Consider the following 16994-nt stretch of genomic DNA (forward strand, 5'->3'; position numbering starts at 1 on the left):
CCACTACAACTTGGAGAGCTCGTCCACCAGGTCGTCGAGCCCCAGCGACCCCTGCGACAGCGCCGCCATGTGCCACGCCTTCGCGTCGAAGGCGTCCCCGTGCGCGGCCTGCGCGCCCGCGCGGCCGAGGAGCCAGGCCCGCTCGCCCAGCTTGTAGCCGATCGCCTGGCCCGGGATCGACAGATACCGGGTCAGCTCGCTCTCCACGAAGTCCGCGGGGCGGCTGCTGTGCGCGCCGAAGAACTCCTGGGCGAGTTCGGGCGTCCAGCGCTCGCCGGGGTGGAACGGCGAGTCCGCCGGGATCTCGAGCTCCAGGTGCATGCCGATGTCGACGATGACCCGGCAGGCCCGCATCATCTGGGCGTCGAGGTAGCCGATGCGGGTCTCCGCGTCGGTGAGGAAGCCCAGTTCGTCCATCAGCCGCTCCGCGTACAGGGCCCAGCCCTCCGCGTTCGCGGAGACGATGCCGAGCGTGGCCTGGTAGCGCGAGAGGTCACCGGCGACATGGGCCCACTGGGCGAGCTGGAGGTGGTGGCCCGGCACGCCCTCGTGGTACCAGGTGGACACCAGGTCGTAGACGGGGAACCGGGTCTGACCCATCGTCGGCAGCCACGTGCGGCCCGGGCGCGAGAAGTCCTCCGAGGGCGGGGTGTAGTACGGCGCCGCCGCGCTGCCTGCCGGGGCGATGCAGGACTCCACCCGCCTTACCCGGTCCGCGAGTTCGAAGTGGGTGCCGTCGAGCGCGCCGATGGCCCCGTCCATCAGCTTCTGGAGCCACCGCCGCACCTCGTCGACGCCCTCGATGTGCCGACCGTGCTCGTCGAGGTGCGCGAGCGCCACCCACGGAGTCGCGGCGCCGGGCAGGATCTTCTCGGCCTCCGTACGCATCTCGGCGAGCAGCCGGTGGAACTCGCTCCAGCCGTACGCGTACGCCTCGTCCAGGTCGAGGTCCGTGCCGTTGTAGTAGCGCGACCAGCGCGCGTAGCGCTCGCGGCCCACCACGTTCGACGCGCCCTCGACGGCGGGCGCGTACACGTCCCGCATCCAGTCGCGCAGCTCGACGGTCGCGGCGTCCGCGGTGCGTGCCGCCTCCGTCAGCTCGGCGCGCAGCGCCTCGGGGCCCGCGGCCGCGAACTCCTCGAACCAGCCCTGCCACTCGTCGAGTTGGCCGACGAACGTCTCGGTCGGCCGCGGCGCCGCGTGCAGCTTGCGGTCCAGGCCGAGCGCGAGCGTCTCCCGGTAGCCGGCGAACGCCGCAGGCACCGCGCGCAGCCGCTGGGCGATCGCCGCCCAGTCCTCGTCGGCGTCGGTCGGGGTGACCGTGAACACCTCGCGCACATTGTGGATCGGGGAGCCGAGGTTGGAGACCTCGCGCAGGTGCTCGTCCGCCTCGTGCACCGCGAGCGTGGCGGTCAGGCGCTCGCGCAGCAGCCGCGCGCAGCGCCGCTCGACGTCGCTGTCGGCGCCGGGCGCGCGCTCCGCCTCGTCGAGCCGGGCGAGCGTCGCGCGCGCGAGGTCCGCGGCGGCGGCGAGACCGCTGGGGGAGAGGTCGGGCAGCTTGCTGTGGGACTCCCGGACGCCCAGGAAGGTGCCTTCGACGGGATCGAGGGCGACCATGGCGTCGACGAAGGCGTCGGCGACCTGTCGGGGCAGTCGGACGGTGGGGGGCTGGGAGCTCGCGGTGTGTGGCATGCGACACATCCTCGTACGAGTCAGGGGGCCGCGTCACCAAGATTCGCCGCGGGCGGAAGCAGCGGCCCGCACTCCCACTGCTGGAAGATCAACCGGGTCTCGACGCGCGCCACTTCGGGGCGCGACGTGAACGCGTCGAGCACCAGTCGCTGCAGGTCGGCCATGTCGTGCACGGCGACCTGCACCAGGTAGTCGTCGGGCCCCGTCAGATGGAACACGGTGCGGGCCTCGGGCAGCGCGCGGACCCGCTCCACGAACGGCCCGACGAGCTCCCTGCGGTGCGGGCGCACCTGCACCGAGAGCAGCGCCTCCAGGCCGCGGCCCAGCTTGGCCGGGTCGAGCCGCAGCACATGCCCGAGGATCACGCCGCCGCGCCGCAGCCGGTTCACCCGGTCCAGACACGTGGAGGGCGCGACGCCCACCTGCGCCGCCAGGTCCCGGTACGTGGTGCGGGCGTCGTTCTGCAACAGCCGCAGTATGTCCAGGTCGACCGGATCGAGTACGACGGAGTCGGTCATTCGCCGAACGTAGCACGGGAGTTGAACCACGGGTCCCGCCCGTTGTTCAGGATGCCGACCATGGATACGCACTGGGACATGAGCGGTGCCCGCACCCGGGCCTTCGCCACCGAAGCCGTGCACGCGGGCCGCGACGACCTCGCCGCCCTCGGCCTGCACGCCCCGCCCCTCGACCTGTCCACCACCTACCCGTCGTACGACACCCGCGGCGAGGCCGCCCGCGTCGACGCGTTCGCCGCCGACGGCGCCCTCGACGACGGGCCGCCCGTCTACGGCCGCCTCGGCAACCCGACCGTCGCCCGCTTCGAGACCGCCCTCGCCCGCCTCGAAGGCACGGACAGCGCGGTCGCGTTCGCCAGCGGCATGGCCGCGCTGACGGCCGTCCTGCTGGTACGTCTCGGGGCGGGTCTGCGCCATGTCGTCGCGGTCCGCCCGCTGTACGGGTGCAGCGACCACCTGCTGACGGCGGGCGCGCTCGGCTCCGAGGTGACGTGGGTCGACCCGGCGGGGATCGCGGAGGCGATACGTGCCGACACCGGCCTCGTCGTGGTGGAGTCACCCGCCAACCCGACGCTCGCCGAGGTCGATCTGGCGGCCGTCGCGCACGCCTGCGGCTCGGTCCCGCTGCTCGTCGACAACACGTTCGCGACACCCGTGCTGCAACGCCCCGCCCAGAGCGGCGCCCGGCTCGTCCTGCACAGCGCCACGAAGTACATCGGCGGACACGGGGACGTCCTCGGCGGCGTCGTGGCCTGCGACGAGGTGCTCGCGCGCGAGCTGCGCAAGGTGCGGTTCGCGACCGGCGGCGTGCTGCACCCGCTGGCCGGCTATCTGCTGCTGCGCGGCCTTTCGACCCTGCCGGTACGCGTGCGTGCCGCGTCCGCGACGGCCGCGGAGCTCGTCCGGCGGCTCGCTGCCGACCCGCGCGTCACCCGCGTCCACTACCCGCGGATCGGCGGCGCCATGGTCGCCTTCGAGGTCGCGGGCGACCCGCACGCGGTGACCGCCGGGGTCGAACTGATCACCCCGGCGGTCAGCCTCGGCAGCGTCGACTCACTGATCCAGCACCCGGCCTCGATCAGCCACCGCGTGGTCGCCGCCGACGACCGCAGGGCCGCGGGCGTGAGCGACCGGCTGCTGCGGCTCTCGGTCGGCCTGGAGGACGTCGAGGACCTGTGGGCGGACCTGGACCGGGCGCTGGGCGCGGGGGCGGCCGGGTCCGGCGCCGGGGCCGCCCGCACGGTCAGCGGTGCTGCTCGGCCCGCTCGTACGCGTCCTCGTTCGCGGACGGGCGCGGGGACGCCACCGGCGCCGCATCGAGCCGGGCGGTGATCACCAGCGTGCCCTCCTCGATCTGGTAGTCGAGGGGTAGACCGAGGCCGCGCATCGCCGCGACCATGCCCGTGTTGGCCGACCGCGTCACCGCGTACACGCTGGCGCAGCCCGCCTCGACCGCCATGGAGACCAGGCGGTCGAGGAGTTCGGCGCCGATGCCGCGGCGCTGCCAGTCGTCCTCCACGAGCAGCGCGACCTCGGTCTCGTCGCCGTCCCACAGCAGATGCCCGAGGGCCACGATCCGCCCCGAGGCGGTCTGCGCGGCCAGGGTGCGGCCGAAGCGCGGGCTCAGGAGGTGGTTGAGATAGCGGTCCGCGTCGGCGACCGGACCGTGGTAGCGACTGCCCAACGTGGCCTGCGAGCACCGTTCGTGCATCGCCTTCGACAGGGTGAGGTCGCCGATGGCGGCGCGCCGCACCGTGATGTCGTTGCCCTCGGGCAGCGTCAGGACGTCCTGGGCACCCGGCACCCGCGGGCCGAGCCGGCTGTCCAGCTCCACCAGGGCGCGGGCACGCGCGAACTCGGTGGGGGTGAAGGGCAGTTGTGGCCGCTCCACCACGATGACCCCGCCCTCCGGGGTACGCAGCCGCAGCACCGTGTCGTCGAAGCCGCCCTCGACCGGCGCGCCGGACGGGGCGGCGGCCTTCGCGGGCAGCTGTTTGATGGTGCAGCGGCCCAGCAACTGGCGCAGCGCGAGCGGGAGTTCGGCCGCGTCCAGGGCCGTGCGGGTGGCGAGGCCGAGGATGCGGGTGGGGGCGTCCACCAGGTCGTGGGCGTCCGCCCGCTCGACCCAGGTGTCGGCGCCGCCCGCGCCCGCGACGGCCCCGGCCAGCTCGCCCGAGGTCAGCTCCTCGGGTGCGCGCAGCAGGAACTCGTCCACGGTGCCCTCGGCCAGCGGGTGCGTTTGCAGGCTCAGGATGTCGACCCGTTCGCGGGCGAGCACCGTGCACAGCGCCGCCAGCGAACCGGGCTGGTCCCGCACGGTCGTCCGCATCCGCCACAGCGCGCTGCTCGCCGGGTCGAGCGGCCCGGCCGCGGCCTCGGGGGAGGCGGGCGGCCGGGCGCCGGTATCCGCCGTCGGTGGCGCGTGCTCCTTGCGTTCTGTCCGCAGCACGCGGATCCCGGCGACGGCAACGGCGAGCAGGGCCGCCGCGCAGCAGAGGACAACAGTGACAACTTGCGTATCATTACTCATGAGTCCACTGTGCAGGACCGGTGTTGCGTGATCACAAACGCTTTGTGACCGACGGGTTAAGCGTGCCTATGTCTGTTTTTGGCTGCTGGGCCTCGGCGGGGTCACTGCCCCACATCACTGCCCCACCCGCCCCGGCTGCAACGTCTGGGCGAACAGCACGTCGCCGCCCTCCTGCCGCAGCCGTACGGTGAGTTCCCCGCTGCCGCCGTCGATCTCGACCTCGCCGAAGTACGGCGGGGTCTCGGCCGGCGAGGTGTTGTTCCGGTCCGGCGCTTTGATGAAGACCTGCCGCGGGCCGAGCGTCCCGTCCAGTTTCAGCGCCTTGAACCCGCCCGCTGCCAGCGGCCCGGACACGAACTCCCAGAACGGCTCGAAGTCCTTGAACGCCGCGTTCGACGGCTCGTAGTGCTGCGCCGACGTGTAGTGCACATCGGTCGTCAGCCACAGGGTGCCGGTGATCCGCTCGTGCTTGATGTGCCGTAGCAGCTCGGCCAGTTGCAGCTCACGCCCGAGCGGCGCGCCCGGGTCGCCCTGCGCCACCGCCTCGAAGTTCGTGCCGTCCGGGACGACGAGCCCCAGCGGCATGTCGGAGGCGATCACCTTCCACACGGCGCGCGAGCGCGACAGCTCCCGCTTCAGCCACGCGAGCTGCTCGGCGCCGAGGATGCCGGTGGCGTCCTCGGTCTGCCGCCCCGGCGAGTTGGCGTTGCGGTACGTCCGCATGTCGAGCACGAACACGTCGAGCAGCGGCCCCTGCCGCAGCACGCGGTACACGCGCCCCTCGGAGTCGCCCGGCGGCAGCGTGGAGATCGGGAAGTACTCGCTGAACGCGCGCAGCGAGCGGGCCGACAGCACGTCGACGTTCTTCTCGGTGTAGCGCTCGTCGGTCAGGATCTGGCCCGGGTACCAGTTGTTGTGCACCTCGTGGTCGTCCCACTGCGTGATCGTGGGGATCTGCGCGTTGAAGCGGCGCAGGTTCTCGTCGAGCAGGTTGTAGCGGAACGCGCCGCGGAACTCGTCCAGCGTCTCGGCGACCTTGGACTTCTCCTCGGTGGTCACATTGCGCCACACCCGCCCGTCCGGCAGCGTCACGCTGGGCAGGATCGGGCCGTCGGCGTAGATGTTGTCGCCGCTGCACAGGAAGAAGTCCGGGTCGAGGGCGCGCATGTCCTCGTACACGCGGTAGCCGCCGCGGTCCGGGTTGATGCCCCAGCCCTGCCCGGCGATGTCACCGGACCACAGGAATCGCACCCCGTCCCGGCGCGACACGGACGCCGTGCGGAAGGTCCCCTCGACGGGCTCGCCGGTGCGCCGCGGGTCGTCCGGGTCGGCGAGCCGCACCCGGTAATGGATCTGCTCGCCGGGCGGCAGGCCGCGCAACCGGGTCGTCCCGGTGAAGTCGGTGTCGGGACCGATCAGCGGCCCCCGCCATCTGGTGAGGTTCTTGAACGACTCGGTGGCCGAGGTCTCCACGACCATCCGCGCCGGCCGGTCCGAGCGCACCCACACGAGGCCGGAGTGCGCGCCCACATCGCCCGCCTGGACGCCCCAGCCGGCCTTCGGCCGCCCGGACAGCGCGAACGCGGGCGCGGCGGCCCCGCCGACGGCCGGCAGGGCCAGGGCCGCGGACGTGGCGAGCGCGCCGCGCAGCACTCCGCGGCGGCCGGGCCGGGAACTCTGTGGACGGTCTGACATGGACGCCTCCAGTGACGGTCTCGACGACAGCACGGTGCCATGGCCTGCGCGCGGCGCCGCGCTGCCACTCCTACTGCGGCGCCACGGCGCACACGCGAACCCCAAGTGAACAACTGTCCCCACCGTCAAGGGAACCGGGCGCACGTGACGGCCTGTGCCAACAGGCGTACCCCTTCGGTGATGCGGGGCGGGGGCAGGTGTGCGTAGCCGATCACCAGGGACAGGCCGTCGCCCGAGTCGCCGCCGTAGTGCTCCAGCGGACGCACGGACACCCCGGCGGACGCGCAGCGGTCCAGGAGTTCGCGCCGCGGGCCGAAGCCGTCGGGGAGCGTGGCGATGGTCTGCAGGCCCGCCGCGATGCCGGAGACCTCGGTGCCGGGCAGGTGGTCGTGCAGTGCCGTCACGAGGGCGTCGCGGTGTTCCTTGTACGCGCGTTGGCAGCGGCGCAGGTGGCGGTCGTAATCGCCGCGTTCGACGAAGCGGGCGAGCACCGCCTGGTCGAGGGCCGGGTTGCCGAGGTCCATGTAGCGTTTGCGCGCGACGACGTCGCCGGTCAGCGCGTCCGGCACGATCAGCCAACCGAGCCGAAGGCCCGGCGCCAGCGACTTGCTGACCGACCCGGTGTACGCGACGTGTTCGGGGTCGAGCCCCTGGAGCGCGCCCACGGGGGCGCGGTCGTAGCGGAAGTTGCCGTCGTAATCGTCCTCCACGACCAGACCATCCAACTGTCGTGCCCAGGTGAGAAGTTGGGCCCGGCGGGGCGCCGAGCAGGCGATGCCGGACGGGAAGTGGTGCGACGGTGTCGTGATCACCGTGCGGACCCCCGACTCCCGCAGCGGCCCCATGGCGAGCCCCTCGTCGTCCATCGGCAGGCGCACCGCCCGTGCGCCCACGGTCGCGAACAGGTCCTCGTACTGCGGGCTGCCGGGGCTCTCCACACCGATGCCGTGCTGCCCGCGCGCGCGGAGCACGATGCCGAGCAGCGTCACCGCCTGCGTCACCTCTGAGCACACGATGATGCGTTCCGGGTCCGCCACCACGCCGCGCCGTCGGGTGAGCAGTTCGGCGAGGGCCGTCCGCAGGCGGGGGAGGCCGCGCGGGTCCGGGTAGCCGAGGGCGGTGCTCGCCGTGCCGGTGCTGCGCCCGCTCGGCCCCCGGCTGCTGTCCTGCGCGGTGTGCGGGAGCGCCGCGGTGGAGGCGGCCGTCGCCGGGATCGTCGTGGACGGCGGCTCCTGGCTGCGCAGGCCGGACGGCGCCGAGTTCGCGGCCCTTGCGTGGCAGGCAGTGGTCGTCACGGTCGTCGGCTTCGTGTGCTGGTACATGGGCATGCAGCGGATCGGCGCCGAGCGGGCCACGCTGTTCTCGGGGCTCGTCCCCGTCGCGGCGGCCTTTACTGCGCCGCTGGTCGGCGCCGGGACGTACGGCATCGCCCAGGGCGCGGGCAGCGCGCTCGTCGCCGCCGGGGTCGCCCTGGGCTCGGGGGTGTTCGCCGGCCGCTCCGCCGCCGCGAACGGGAGCTCAGCGGCTGCCGTCGAGGATCACTCGCGCCACCAGCGCCGGGTCGTCGTTCATCGGGACGTGCCCGCAGCCGGGAAGCCTGACCAGGCGGGCTCCCGGGATGACCTGCTTGGCGCGGACGCCCTGACGGCGCACGAGGAGGCGGTCCCTGGCGCCCCACGCGATCGTGACCGGCAGCTCCTGGATGTCGTCCCGGAACAGCACCGAACGACCGGCCTCCAGCGTCTCCCGGAACCCGGTGGCCTCCCGCAGGGCGATCGTCTCCGCGACGACCGCCTCGGGTGAACGGCGGCCGGGCCGCGCGTAGATGGTGCTCGTGAGCGCCGCGCGCCCCGCCGCGGAGCGGGACAGCCGCTCGATCACCGGCACCGGCATGGCCCGCGCGCCCGCCCGCATCGCGAGCAGCGTCCCGAAGGCGTAGCGCCGCTCCGCGCCGGTCCAGAACCCGGCAGGGGAGAGCGCCGTGATGGAGCGCACGCGCTTCTCCCGGCCGAGGTCGAGGGCGAGCAGCCCGCCCAGCGAGTTCCCCGCCACGTGCGGCCGCTCGATCCCGAGATGGCGGCAGAACGCGTCGAGGACGGGGACCACGCCGGCCAGGTCGTACGCGAGACCGTCCGGCAGTGCGGGGGATTTGCCGAAGCCCGGCAGGTCGACCGCGATCACGTCCCGCTCGGCCGCGAGGATCGGCAGCACGGGCTGCCAGGCCTCCCAGTGGTGCCCGATCCCGTGCAGCAGAAGCAGCGGCTCGCCGGTGCCCGCGCGCTCGTACGCGAGGCGCACGGTGCGGGGGCCTCCGGCGGTCTCGATGCTGAAGGACGCCTCTGTCGCCATGTCGCTCGCTCCCTGTCCCCGCCACGCCGCGACGGTCTCCTTAGACTCCTTGTCAGCAACAATTACCGCTCAGTAGGGCTCAGTTCAAGAGGCGTAGCCGAAGTAGTGCGGCGCCCGCTGGACAGCGCCCGCCGTGTCCTATGGGATGGGTGGGTGGCCACCGATACAGAGATCGATGACTTCGAAGACCATCGCCCCGTCCTGATGGGCGTGGCCTACCGCATGCTGGGCCGCGTCGCCGACGCCGAGGACGTGGTGCAGGACGCCTGGCTGCGCTGGTCCCGCGCGGACCGCGCCGACGTCCGCGAACCGCGCGCCTACTTGGTACGTGTCACCACCCGGCTCGCCATCGACCGGCTGCGCCAGGTCCAGTCGCGCCGCGAGTCCTACGTGGGTCCGTGGCTGCCCGAGCCGCTCGTCACCGACTTCGGGCCCACCGTGCCCGACACCGCCGAGCAGGCCGTGCTCGCCGACTCCGTCTCGCTCGCGGTGCTCGTCGTCCTGGAGTCCCTCTCGCCGCTGGAGCGCGCGGTGTTCGTGCTGCGGGAGGCCTTCGGCCTGACCTACGCGGAGATCGCCGGGACCCTGGAGCGCGGCGAGGCCGCCGTGCGGCAACTCGCCGTACGCGCGCGCAAGCACGTGGACGAGCGCAGGCCCCGCTTCGACGTCGACCCGGCCCAGCAGCGCGACCTCACCGAGCGCTTCCTGGCCGCCGCGACCGAGGGCGATCTCGACGGGCTGATGGCGATGCTCGCCCCGGACGCCCGGCTCGTCGGCGACAGCGGCGGCAAGGCCAGGGCGCCGCTGCGGGTCATCGAGAGCGCCGACAAGGTGGGCCGGTTCGTGCAGGGCGCCGTGCGGCAGGGCGGGGCCGAGGGGTTCGAGCTGCGCATCGTGGAGTTCAACGGCACCCTCGGTGTGCTCGTCACCGGGAACGGGAAGCCGGACGCCGTCCTCCAACTCGGCGTGCACGACGGCCGGATCCAGCAGATCTACATCGTGCGCAACCCGGACAAGCTCGGCTCGCTCGGCTAGGGCCTGTCGTTTGGATCAGGCCGGGCTCGCGGGGCCTGGCACGCACGCTCGCGGCGTTGTCGTCGGTCGACGACGCTCCGCGTCGCCTCCCTCCTCCGCCTTGCGATCGCACGCACCAGGCCCCGCTCCCTGATCCGGCCTGATCCAAACGACAAGCCCTAGCCGCCGCCCCGACCGTTGGTCCAGGCCCGCCCCCGGAGGACACACGGGGGCGGGCCTCGTGCGTTCCGGCACGTGAGAACCGCGACGACGATTGGTATTGACCAAGTTCCGAGAACGGTCCTACTCTCGCAGGGATAGGCAGGAACCTTTAATAAACAAGGGCGATAAAAAGCCGCCCGAGCACGGTTGTTGCGGAGGACAGGGTGGGGACCACGCAGTTGGAAGCGGCTCCGGAGCCGAAGTACTGGCACCTGAAGACCGTGCTCACCGATGCGCTCGACTCCGAGTTCACGGTGGGCGAGATCCTGCCGAACGAGCGCGACCTCGCGGCCCGCTTCGGCGTCGCCCGTGCCACGCTCCGTCAGGCCCTCGAGCAGCTGGAGCTGGAAGGCCGACTGCAGCGCCGCCGCGGTGTGGGCACCACGGTCGCGCCGCCCCGCATGGGCGTCGCCGTCGCGTCGAACGACCGGGACTGGCCCGGGGGCAGCGCGGACGCGTGGCAGGCCGTCGACTCCACCGTCGAGGTGCCGCCGAGCGCCGTGGCCGCGGCCCTGGAGACCGCCCCGGACACCGAGGTGCACGTCCTGCGCCGCACGCGGGTCTCGCACGGCCAGCCGGTCGCCGCCGAGCTGCTGTACGTCCCCGTCGGCTCGGCCCCCGACCTGACGGCCGTCGACGCCGTGTCCGGTGCGGCACGCGCGCGTGCGGTCGTGCGGGAGCTGCAGCGCCTGGGGCTCGACGGGGAGGACCGCGCGGTCGAGCTGGGCTCGGCGCGCGCCGACGACGCGAAGGAGCTCGACCGGCTGCCCGGCGCCCCGATGCTCGTCGTCACGACCCGCTACTTCAGCCGCGGCACGACCGCCGCGGTCTCGGTGGCGACCTACCGCGCGGACACCTGCCGACTGACCTTCGGCGACACGGCGGGCGTGGAGATCCACCACGCTCCGGAGACGCGGGCGTCCTGACGCCCGGGTCACTGGTGACGGTGACCGGTCGGTCGGACAGGGGCGCGAGGAACCGCGCACCGAGTCACGGGTGACGGCCAACAGGCGGGCGACGGCGCCCACGCCCCCGTTCACCGGCGGGCTGTCACCGTGCTCTCCGTCGCGAACAGCTCCTCTTCCACGTGGTCGAGCGCGAGCCGCAGCGCCCCGGTCGGCACGGCGGCCTCGCCCAGCGCGGACAGCGCCACCCGCGGCGGCCGCAGACAGTACCGCTCCAGCTCCCGCCGCAACGGTTCGAGCACCCCGTCGAGCCCCGCGGCCCAGCCGCCCACGACGACCAGCTCCGGATCCAGCGCGAGCACCAGCGCCGCGACATCGTGCACGAGCCGCTGAAGGAACCGCTCGACCGCCGCCGACGCCCGGACGTCGCCCTCCCGCGCCAGCGTGAACACCCTCGCCACGGCGACCTCGTCCAGCGGGTGCAGCGGCTCGCCCGTGGTGGAAAGGAGCGCCTCGGGCCGCACCTCGCGGCCGAGCAGATGCAGCGCGCCGATCTCCCCGGCGGCGCCACCGAAGCCACGGTGCAGACGGCCGCCGATCAGGGCGCCGGCGCCGGGGCTCAGGCCCGCGAGGACGAACACCATGTCGTCGGTCTCCGCCCCCGCGCCCTTCCAGTGCTCGGCCACGGCCGCCGCGTTCGCGTCGTTCTCCACGAGCACCGGGCACTTGAAGGAACGCCGCAGCCGCTCACCGAGCGCGAGCCCGGTCCAGCCCGGCAGCGCGGTGCCGAGCCGCACCGTCCCGTCGGCCCGCACGATCCCCGGGCTGCCGACGCCGACCGCCCACAGCGAGTCCCGGGCCACGCCCGCGCGGCGCAGCAGATCGGCGACGGTGCCGCGCAGCCGCTCCAGGCGCTCGTCCGCAGGGGCGGTCTCGTCGACCTCCTTGGACGCCGAACCGAGCACCCTGCCGTCGAGCGCCGAGAGCACCGCGGCCACCCGGTGCGCGCCGATCTCCAGGCCGAGCAGATGCCCGGCCTCGGCCCGGAAGCGGAACTTGCGCGCGGGCCGGCCCTGCCGCCGCGCGCCGGGCTCCTCGACCGTGGTCTCCACGACGAGTCCGGCCACCATCAGCCCCTCGACGACGCCCTCCACGGTGGGCCGCGACAGGCCCGTGACGCGGGTGACCTCGGTGAGCGTGGCGAAATCGGTGGAGCGCAGCGCGTGCAGCACCACCGCGGAGTTGATCCGCCTGAGCAGAGAGGGGTCTCCGCCGGTCAGCCGCCCCACCGTCGTCCTCCCCGCAGTCGCGCGTGTTCGCCGGATGGTACCCGCAGCCACCGACACCGGCGAGAGTCGGGTGCACCTCTGTGACGTACGGTGCTCAGCCGCGCGCGGCCGAAACGGTGCAGGTCGGACGTCACCCCGGCGCCACGAACCCCGACTCGTACGCCGCGATCACCGCCTGCGTCCGGTCCCGCGCGCCCAGCTTCGTCAGCACCGCGCTGACGTGCGACTTGACGGTCTCGGTGCCGACGATCAGGTCCGCGGCGATCTCCGCGTTCGACAGGCCGCGCGCCATGAGCCGCAGCACCTGCTCCTCGCGTTCGGTCAGCGCCGCCCGCTCCAGCGTCTCGCGGGCCGCCGAACTCCCGTACTCCGAGGCCAATTTGCGGACCGCCGCGGGGAACAGGAGGGACTCGCCCGCCGCGACGAGCCGCACCGCGTGCACGATCTCCTCGGGGCGGGCCCGCTTCAGCAGGAAGCCGTCGGCGCCCGCGCGCAGCGCCCCGTACACGTACTCGTCGTTCTCGAACGTGGTGATCACGAGGATCTTCGGCGGCCGTTCCGCGCCGCGCAGCACCGCGCGCGTGGCCTCGATCCCGTCGAGCAGCGGCATCCGGACGTCCATGGCGACCACGTCGGGCCGCAGCTCGCGGACGAGGGGGACGACCGCCGCGCCGTCCGCGGCCTCGCCGACGACCGTGATGTCGGGCTGTGCTTCGAGCACGGCACGCAGCCCCGCGCGGACCAGGGGTTCGTCGTCGACAAGAAGCACGGTGAGCGGCACGCCGCCAGACTAGATCACGAGCGATTACGCGACGGGCAGTTCGACGTGAACCTGCCACTCGTCGCGGAGCGGGCCCGTGCGGGCGTGCCCGCCGAGCAGCGCCGCGCGCTCCCGTACGCCGCGCAGCCCGCTGCCGGTACCGCCGTTCCCGGACCCGCGTTCGGTCGGCAGCGGATTGCGCACCTCCAGGACGAGGTACTTGTCCGCGACCTGGAGAGTCACGGTGACCGGCACGGTTCCGCAGTGTCGCAGCACGTTCGTGAGCGCCTCCTGAAGGATGCGGTAGCCCTCACGGGAGACGGGCCCAGGGACCGTGTCCAGCGGACCCGTCACCTCCACGTCCACCTTTGAACCCGCCGCCCGCGCCGAGTCCAGGAGCCGGTCCGCGTCCTGCAGCGTCGGCCGGGTACTCGCGGGGCGCTCCGGTTCGCGCAGCACCACGAGGACCCGCTCCAGGTCGTCGAGTGCCGCCCGCCCCGTCTCCTCGATGGCGCCCAATGCCTGGTCGGTGAACGCCGCGTCGCCCGCCGTCCGCGCCGCACCCGCCTGCACGACGGCGACCGTCAGCGCGTGACCGATGGAGTCGTGCAGCTCACGGGCGATGCGGTTGCGCTCCAGGAGTTGTTCGGTGCGCTCCTCCAGGGCGGCCAGCCGCTCCGCCGCCGAAGGGCCGAGCAGCAGTGGTGCGAGCCGCGCCATGACCCGGCCCGCGCCCGCCACCACGTACACCATCGCCACGAGGACGACGGGGATCAGCGCCCCGTACCACCACCCGGTGTCGTTGATCGGGACGATGACGGCGGCGCCGCTCTCCTCGCCGGCCGTCGCGCCCGCCAACTCCAGTACCAGGGCCATCGCCTGGCCCGAGAACAGCGCCACGCTCAGCCCGAGGACGTGCCGCAGCCCGAGCCACAGCGCCGTCCTGCCCCGGTCCCGCCAGGACGCCGACGGGGCGATCGAGACGGAGTTCGCCTCCTCGCTCTCCGCCACGCGCGCGTGCCCACCGGGGAACAGCATCAACCGCGCCTGAAGCCCCTCCGCCCGGCGTATCACCGGCACCAGGCCCACCAGCACGAGCAGCGGCACCGGGATCGCGTAGATCAACAGCCAGTCCCCGAAGGAGGGCCGCACGAGCCCCGGATACACGGCGGCGCACACGAAGGCGAGCACGGCCGCGCAGAGCAGATGCAGCCAGCGGGTGTACGTGACCGCGCGCGTGAGCGGTCTCAGGAAGCGGGGCATGCCGCCATCGTGCCAGCCGCCCCATGCCCGCCGGTTCCCCCGCGCGGGGGAGACGAACTCCACGGTCGGGGGAGGCCCGAGGCTCTCGGCAGCGGCCAGGCTGACGCCATGACCAGTATCGACGTCCAGGACCTCACCAAGGTGTACGGGACGACCCGCGCCGTGGACGGACTGACCTTCCAGGTCGGGCCGGGCCGTGTCACCGGTTTCCTCGGCCCGAACGGCGCCGGCAAGTCCACCACCATGCGCCTCGCCCTCGGCCTCGACCGCCCCACCTCGGGGACCGCGCTCATCGGGGGCCGCCCCTACGCCGCGTGCGACGAACCGCTGCGCGTCGTGGGCGCCCTGCTCGACCCGCAGGCCGCGCACGGCTCCCGCACCGCGCGCGATCATCTGCGGGCGCTCGCCGTCAGCAACCGGATCCCCGTCCGGCGCGTCGGCGAGGTGCTCGAACAGGCCGGGATCGCCGCCGTGGCGAAGAAGCGCGTCAAGACGTTCTCGCTCGGCATGCGGCAGCGCCTCGGCATCGCGGCGGCGCTCCTCGGCGACCCCGAAGTGGTGCTGCTCGACGAGCCGTCCAACGGGCTCGACCCCGAAGGCATCATCTGGATCCGGGAGTTGATGCGCGATCTGGCCCGCGCCGGACGCACGGTGCTTGTCTCCAGCCACCTCATGAACGAGACCGCGACCTTCGCCGACCACCTCGTCGTCCTCGGCCGCGGGCGGCTCCTCGCGGACACCCCGATGCCCGAGTTCATCGCCGCGCACAGCGCGCGTCGCGTACGGGTGCGCTCCACCGACCCCGGGCGCCTGAGAGCGGCACTCGTCCGCGCGGGACACACGGTGACGCTCGCCGACGACGGCCGCTGCGACGTGGAGGGAGCCACCGCCGCCGACGTGGGCGCCCTTGCCGCCGCCGAGGGTGTCCCGATCCTCGAACTCGCCGACGAACAGGCCTCGTTGGAGCAGGCCTACCTCGCCCTCACCGCGAACGACACCGAGTTCGCCGCGACTCCCCTCCAGGAGGCCTGAACCATGGCCGGTATGTCCGCCACCGCCGTACTGCACTCCGAGTGGATCAAGGTCAGATCGCTGCGCGGCAGCTTCGGCTCGCTGCTCGCCGTCTTCGTCGCGACCCTCGCCGTCACCACCCTCGCGTTCGCCACGATCGGCCAGGAGGAGGCCGACAACGGCGGGGACCTGCTCTTCGAAGCCTTCTACGCCCTCAACTTCGGGCAGATCGCGGTGCTCGCCTTCGGCGCCACGGCCGTCTCCGCCGAGTACCTGAACAACGCGCTGCGCGTCTCGCTGGCCGCCGTGCCGAACCGGAACCTCCTCTACGCCGCGAAGACGGCGGTCATCGGCGCCTGCGGGCTCGTCGTCGGCCTGCTCACGAGCTTCACCGCGTTCCTCGTCGGGCAGTTGTTCATGGGCCCGTACACCATCGGTCTCGGCGACCCGGGGGCGCTGCGGGCCTGCGTCGGCGGCGGGGTGTACCTCGCGCTGATGGCACTGTTCGCGGCGGGGCTCACGGCCGTGCTGCGCAGCGCGGTGGCGGTGCTGAGCATCCTGGTGCCGTTCCTGCTGATCGTGTCCTTCGTCGTCGGGGACGTCGCGGGCTCGGTCGCCGACTTCCTGCCCGACCGGGCGGGCCAGCAGGTCCTGCGCCAGCACGCCGAAGGCTCCCTCGGGCCCTGGACCGGGCTCGCCGTGACCGCGCTGTGGGCGGCGGCCGCGGTGCTCGCCGGCTGGTGGGCGGTGCGCCGCAGGGACGCGTAGTCCGGCGTCCCTGCGCGCACGCGGTCGAACTGCCGTGCCAAGATGGGATCTTGAGCAGAGCCCGGCTACGTACAAGGGAGATCGCATGAGCCACGCCGACGGGTCCAGGCCGGAGGGACGGATCTCCAGCCACGTCGCGCACAACGCGCGCGTGTGGAACTACTGGCTGGGCGGCAAGGACCACTACGAGGTCGACGAGGAAGTCGGCAACATGGTGACGTCCATGTACCCGAGCATCGGCGAGGTGGCCCGCGCCGACCGCGCGTTCCTCGGCCGCGCCGTCTCCTTCCTCGCGGGGGAGGCGGGCGTCCGCCAGTTCCTCGACGTCGGGACGGGCTTGCCGACCGTTGACAACACCCACGAGGTCGCCCAGCGCATCGCGCCGGACGCGCGCGTCGTCTACGTCGACAACGACCCGATCGTGCTCACCCACGCCCGCGCGCTGCTCACCAGCTCGGCCGAGGGCCGCACCAACTACGTGGACGCGGACGCCCGCGACCCGAGGGCGATCGTCGAGGCGGCCTCCGAGACCCTCGACTTCGACCGGCCGGTCGCGATCATGCTCCTTGGCATCCTGAACTTCGTGCTCGATACCGAAGAGGCCGCGTCCATCGTGCGCGAGCTCGTGGACGCCGTCCCCTCCGGCAGCTACGTGGTGCTCACCCACCCCACCCTCGAACTGGGCGGGGAGGGCAACGAGGAGGCCATGAAGTTCTGGAACGAGAACGCGAAGCCGCCGATCACCGCCCGCACCGGCGCGGAGATCGCGGCGTTCCTCGACGGCCTGGAGTTCGTGGAGCCCGGCCTCGTCTCCTGCGCACGCTGGCGCGACGACGAGGCCACGCAGGTTGCCCAGTACGGGGTGGTGGCCCGCAAGCCGTGATGACCTAGGGCTTGTCGTTTGGATCAGGCCGGGCTCGCGGGGCCTGGCACGCACGCTCGCGGCGTTGTCGTCGGTCGACGACGCTCCGCGTCGCC

Annotated in this window: 14 protein-coding genes and 2 pseudogenes; 7 read left to right on the forward strand and 9 right to left on the reverse strand. The window is 73.1% G+C overall.

The window, feature by feature from the left end; genetic code table 11:
- Positions 1-3: 3 nt before the first annotated feature.
- Both ACIA8D_RS34790 and ACIA8D_RS34795 read right to left on the reverse strand, forming a co-directional pair.
- The gene (locus tag ACIA8D_RS34790) at positions 4-1701 is read right to left on the reverse strand and encodes a DUF885 domain-containing protein (protein WP_399238242.1); all 1698 of its coding nucleotides are present in this window, start codon (positions 1699-1701) and stop codon (positions 4-6) included.
- An 11-nt stretch (positions 1702-1712) separates the two neighbouring features.
- Positions 1713-2210 carry an Lrp/AsnC family transcriptional regulator gene (locus tag ACIA8D_RS34795; RefSeq protein ID WP_399238243.1) on the reverse strand — a complete coding sequence of 166 codons (498 nt, stop codon included), beginning with the start codon at positions 2208-2210 and terminating at the stop codon, positions 1713-1715.
- Positions 2211-2261: 51 nt separating this feature from the next.
- Here ACIA8D_RS34795 and ACIA8D_RS34800 point away from each other — a divergent pair, with 51 nt between their 5' ends.
- Entirely contained in the window at positions 2262-3542 is a 1281-nt protein-coding gene (locus tag ACIA8D_RS34800; RefSeq protein ID WP_399238244.1) for a trans-sulfuration enzyme family protein, read from the forward strand.
- Here the strand turns inward: ACIA8D_RS34800 and ACIA8D_RS34805 are convergent.
- The 3 genes and pseudogenes from ACIA8D_RS34805 to ACIA8D_RS34815 form a co-directional block, all read right to left on the reverse strand.
- Entirely contained in the window at positions 3454-4740 is a 1287-nt protein-coding gene (locus tag ACIA8D_RS34805) for a GNAT family N-acetyltransferase (RefSeq protein ID WP_399238245.1), read from the reverse strand. The two genes, ACIA8D_RS34800 and ACIA8D_RS34805, sit on opposite strands and share 89 nt — an antisense overlap.
- A 114-nt stretch (positions 4741-4854) precedes the next feature.
- Positions 4855-6435: an alkaline phosphatase D family protein gene (locus ACIA8D_RS34810; protein ID WP_399238246.1), complete on the reverse strand. Its 1581-nt coding sequence runs from the start codon at positions 6433-6435 to the stop codon at positions 4855-4857.
- A 125-nt stretch (positions 6436-6560) separates the two neighbouring features.
- Positions 6561-7550 (reverse strand): annotated as a pseudogene (locus ACIA8D_RS34815) (PLP-dependent aminotransferase family protein); the annotation flags it as partial.
- A 169-nt stretch (positions 7551-7719) separates the two neighbouring features.
- Between ACIA8D_RS34815 and ACIA8D_RS34820 the strand changes: the two are divergent.
- Positions 7720-7848: pseudogene (locus tag ACIA8D_RS34820) on the forward strand (EamA family transporter); the annotation flags it as partial.
- A 105-nt stretch (positions 7849-7953) separates the two neighbouring features.
- On the opposite strand, the gene ACIA8D_RS34825 reads toward ACIA8D_RS34820, so the two are convergent.
- Positions 7954-8784 (reverse strand): alpha/beta fold hydrolase, encoded by an 831-nt coding sequence (locus tag ACIA8D_RS34825; protein ID WP_399238247.1) that lies wholly within the window; start codon positions 8782-8784, stop codon positions 7954-7956.
- 153 nt (positions 8785-8937) lie between these two features.
- On the opposite strand from ACIA8D_RS34825, the gene sigJ reads away from it, so the two are divergent.
- Together sigJ and ACIA8D_RS34835 are read left to right on the forward strand one after the other, a co-directional pair.
- Positions 8938-9819, forward strand: a complete 882-nt coding sequence (sigJ, locus tag ACIA8D_RS34830; RefSeq protein WP_399238248.1) for an RNA polymerase sigma factor SigJ — start codon at positions 8938-8940, stop codon at positions 9817-9819.
- 365 nt (positions 9820-10184) lie between these two features.
- A complete protein-coding gene (locus tag ACIA8D_RS34835) occupies positions 10185-10946 on the forward strand; it encodes a GntR family transcriptional regulator (protein ID WP_399238249.1) in 762 nt (253 codons plus the stop codon).
- 110 nt (positions 10947-11056) lie between these two features.
- On the opposite strand, the gene ACIA8D_RS34840 is transcribed toward ACIA8D_RS34835, so the two are convergent.
- From ACIA8D_RS34840 to ACIA8D_RS34850, 3 genes are all read right to left on the reverse strand, one after another.
- On the reverse strand, positions 11057-12214 hold the full coding sequence (locus ACIA8D_RS34840) for an ROK family protein (protein ID WP_399238250.1): 1158 nt from the start codon (positions 12212-12214) through the stop codon (positions 11057-11059).
- Between the two features lie 130 nt (positions 12215-12344).
- Entirely contained in the window at positions 12345-12995 is a 651-nt protein-coding gene (locus ACIA8D_RS34845) for a response regulator (protein WP_399238251.1), read from the reverse strand.
- Positions 12996-13019: 24 nt separating this feature from the next.
- Entirely contained in the window at positions 13020-14237 is a 1218-nt protein-coding gene (locus ACIA8D_RS34850; RefSeq protein WP_399238252.1) for a sensor histidine kinase, read from the reverse strand.
- A gap of 108 nt (positions 14238-14345) precedes the next feature.
- Between ACIA8D_RS34850 and ACIA8D_RS34855 the strand changes: the two genes are divergently transcribed.
- The 3 genes from ACIA8D_RS34855 to ACIA8D_RS34865 all read left to right on the forward strand — a co-directional run bounded on the left by ACIA8D_RS34855 (position 14346) and on the right by ACIA8D_RS34865 (position 16899).
- The gene (locus tag ACIA8D_RS34855) at positions 14346-15269 is read left to right on the forward strand and encodes an ABC transporter ATP-binding protein (RefSeq protein WP_399238253.1); all 924 of its coding nucleotides are present in this window, start codon (positions 14346-14348) and stop codon (positions 15267-15269) included.
- Between the two features lie 12 nt (positions 15270-15281).
- Positions 15282-16016 (forward strand): ABC transporter permease, encoded by a 735-nt coding sequence (locus ACIA8D_RS34860; protein ID WP_399238260.1) that lies wholly within the window; start codon positions 15282-15284, stop codon positions 16014-16016.
- Positions 16017-16101: 85 nt separating this feature from the next.
- On the forward strand, positions 16102-16899 hold the full coding sequence (locus ACIA8D_RS34865) for an SAM-dependent methyltransferase (RefSeq protein ID WP_399238254.1): 798 nt from the start codon (positions 16102-16104) through the stop codon (positions 16897-16899).
- The last annotated feature ends 95 nt before the right edge of the window (positions 16900-16994 follow it).

The sequence above is a fragment of the Streptomyces sp. NPDC051684 genome, from assembly GCF_044453445.1.
Classification (GTDB): Bacteria; Actinomycetota; Actinomycetes; order Streptomycetales; family Streptomycetaceae; genus Streptomyces.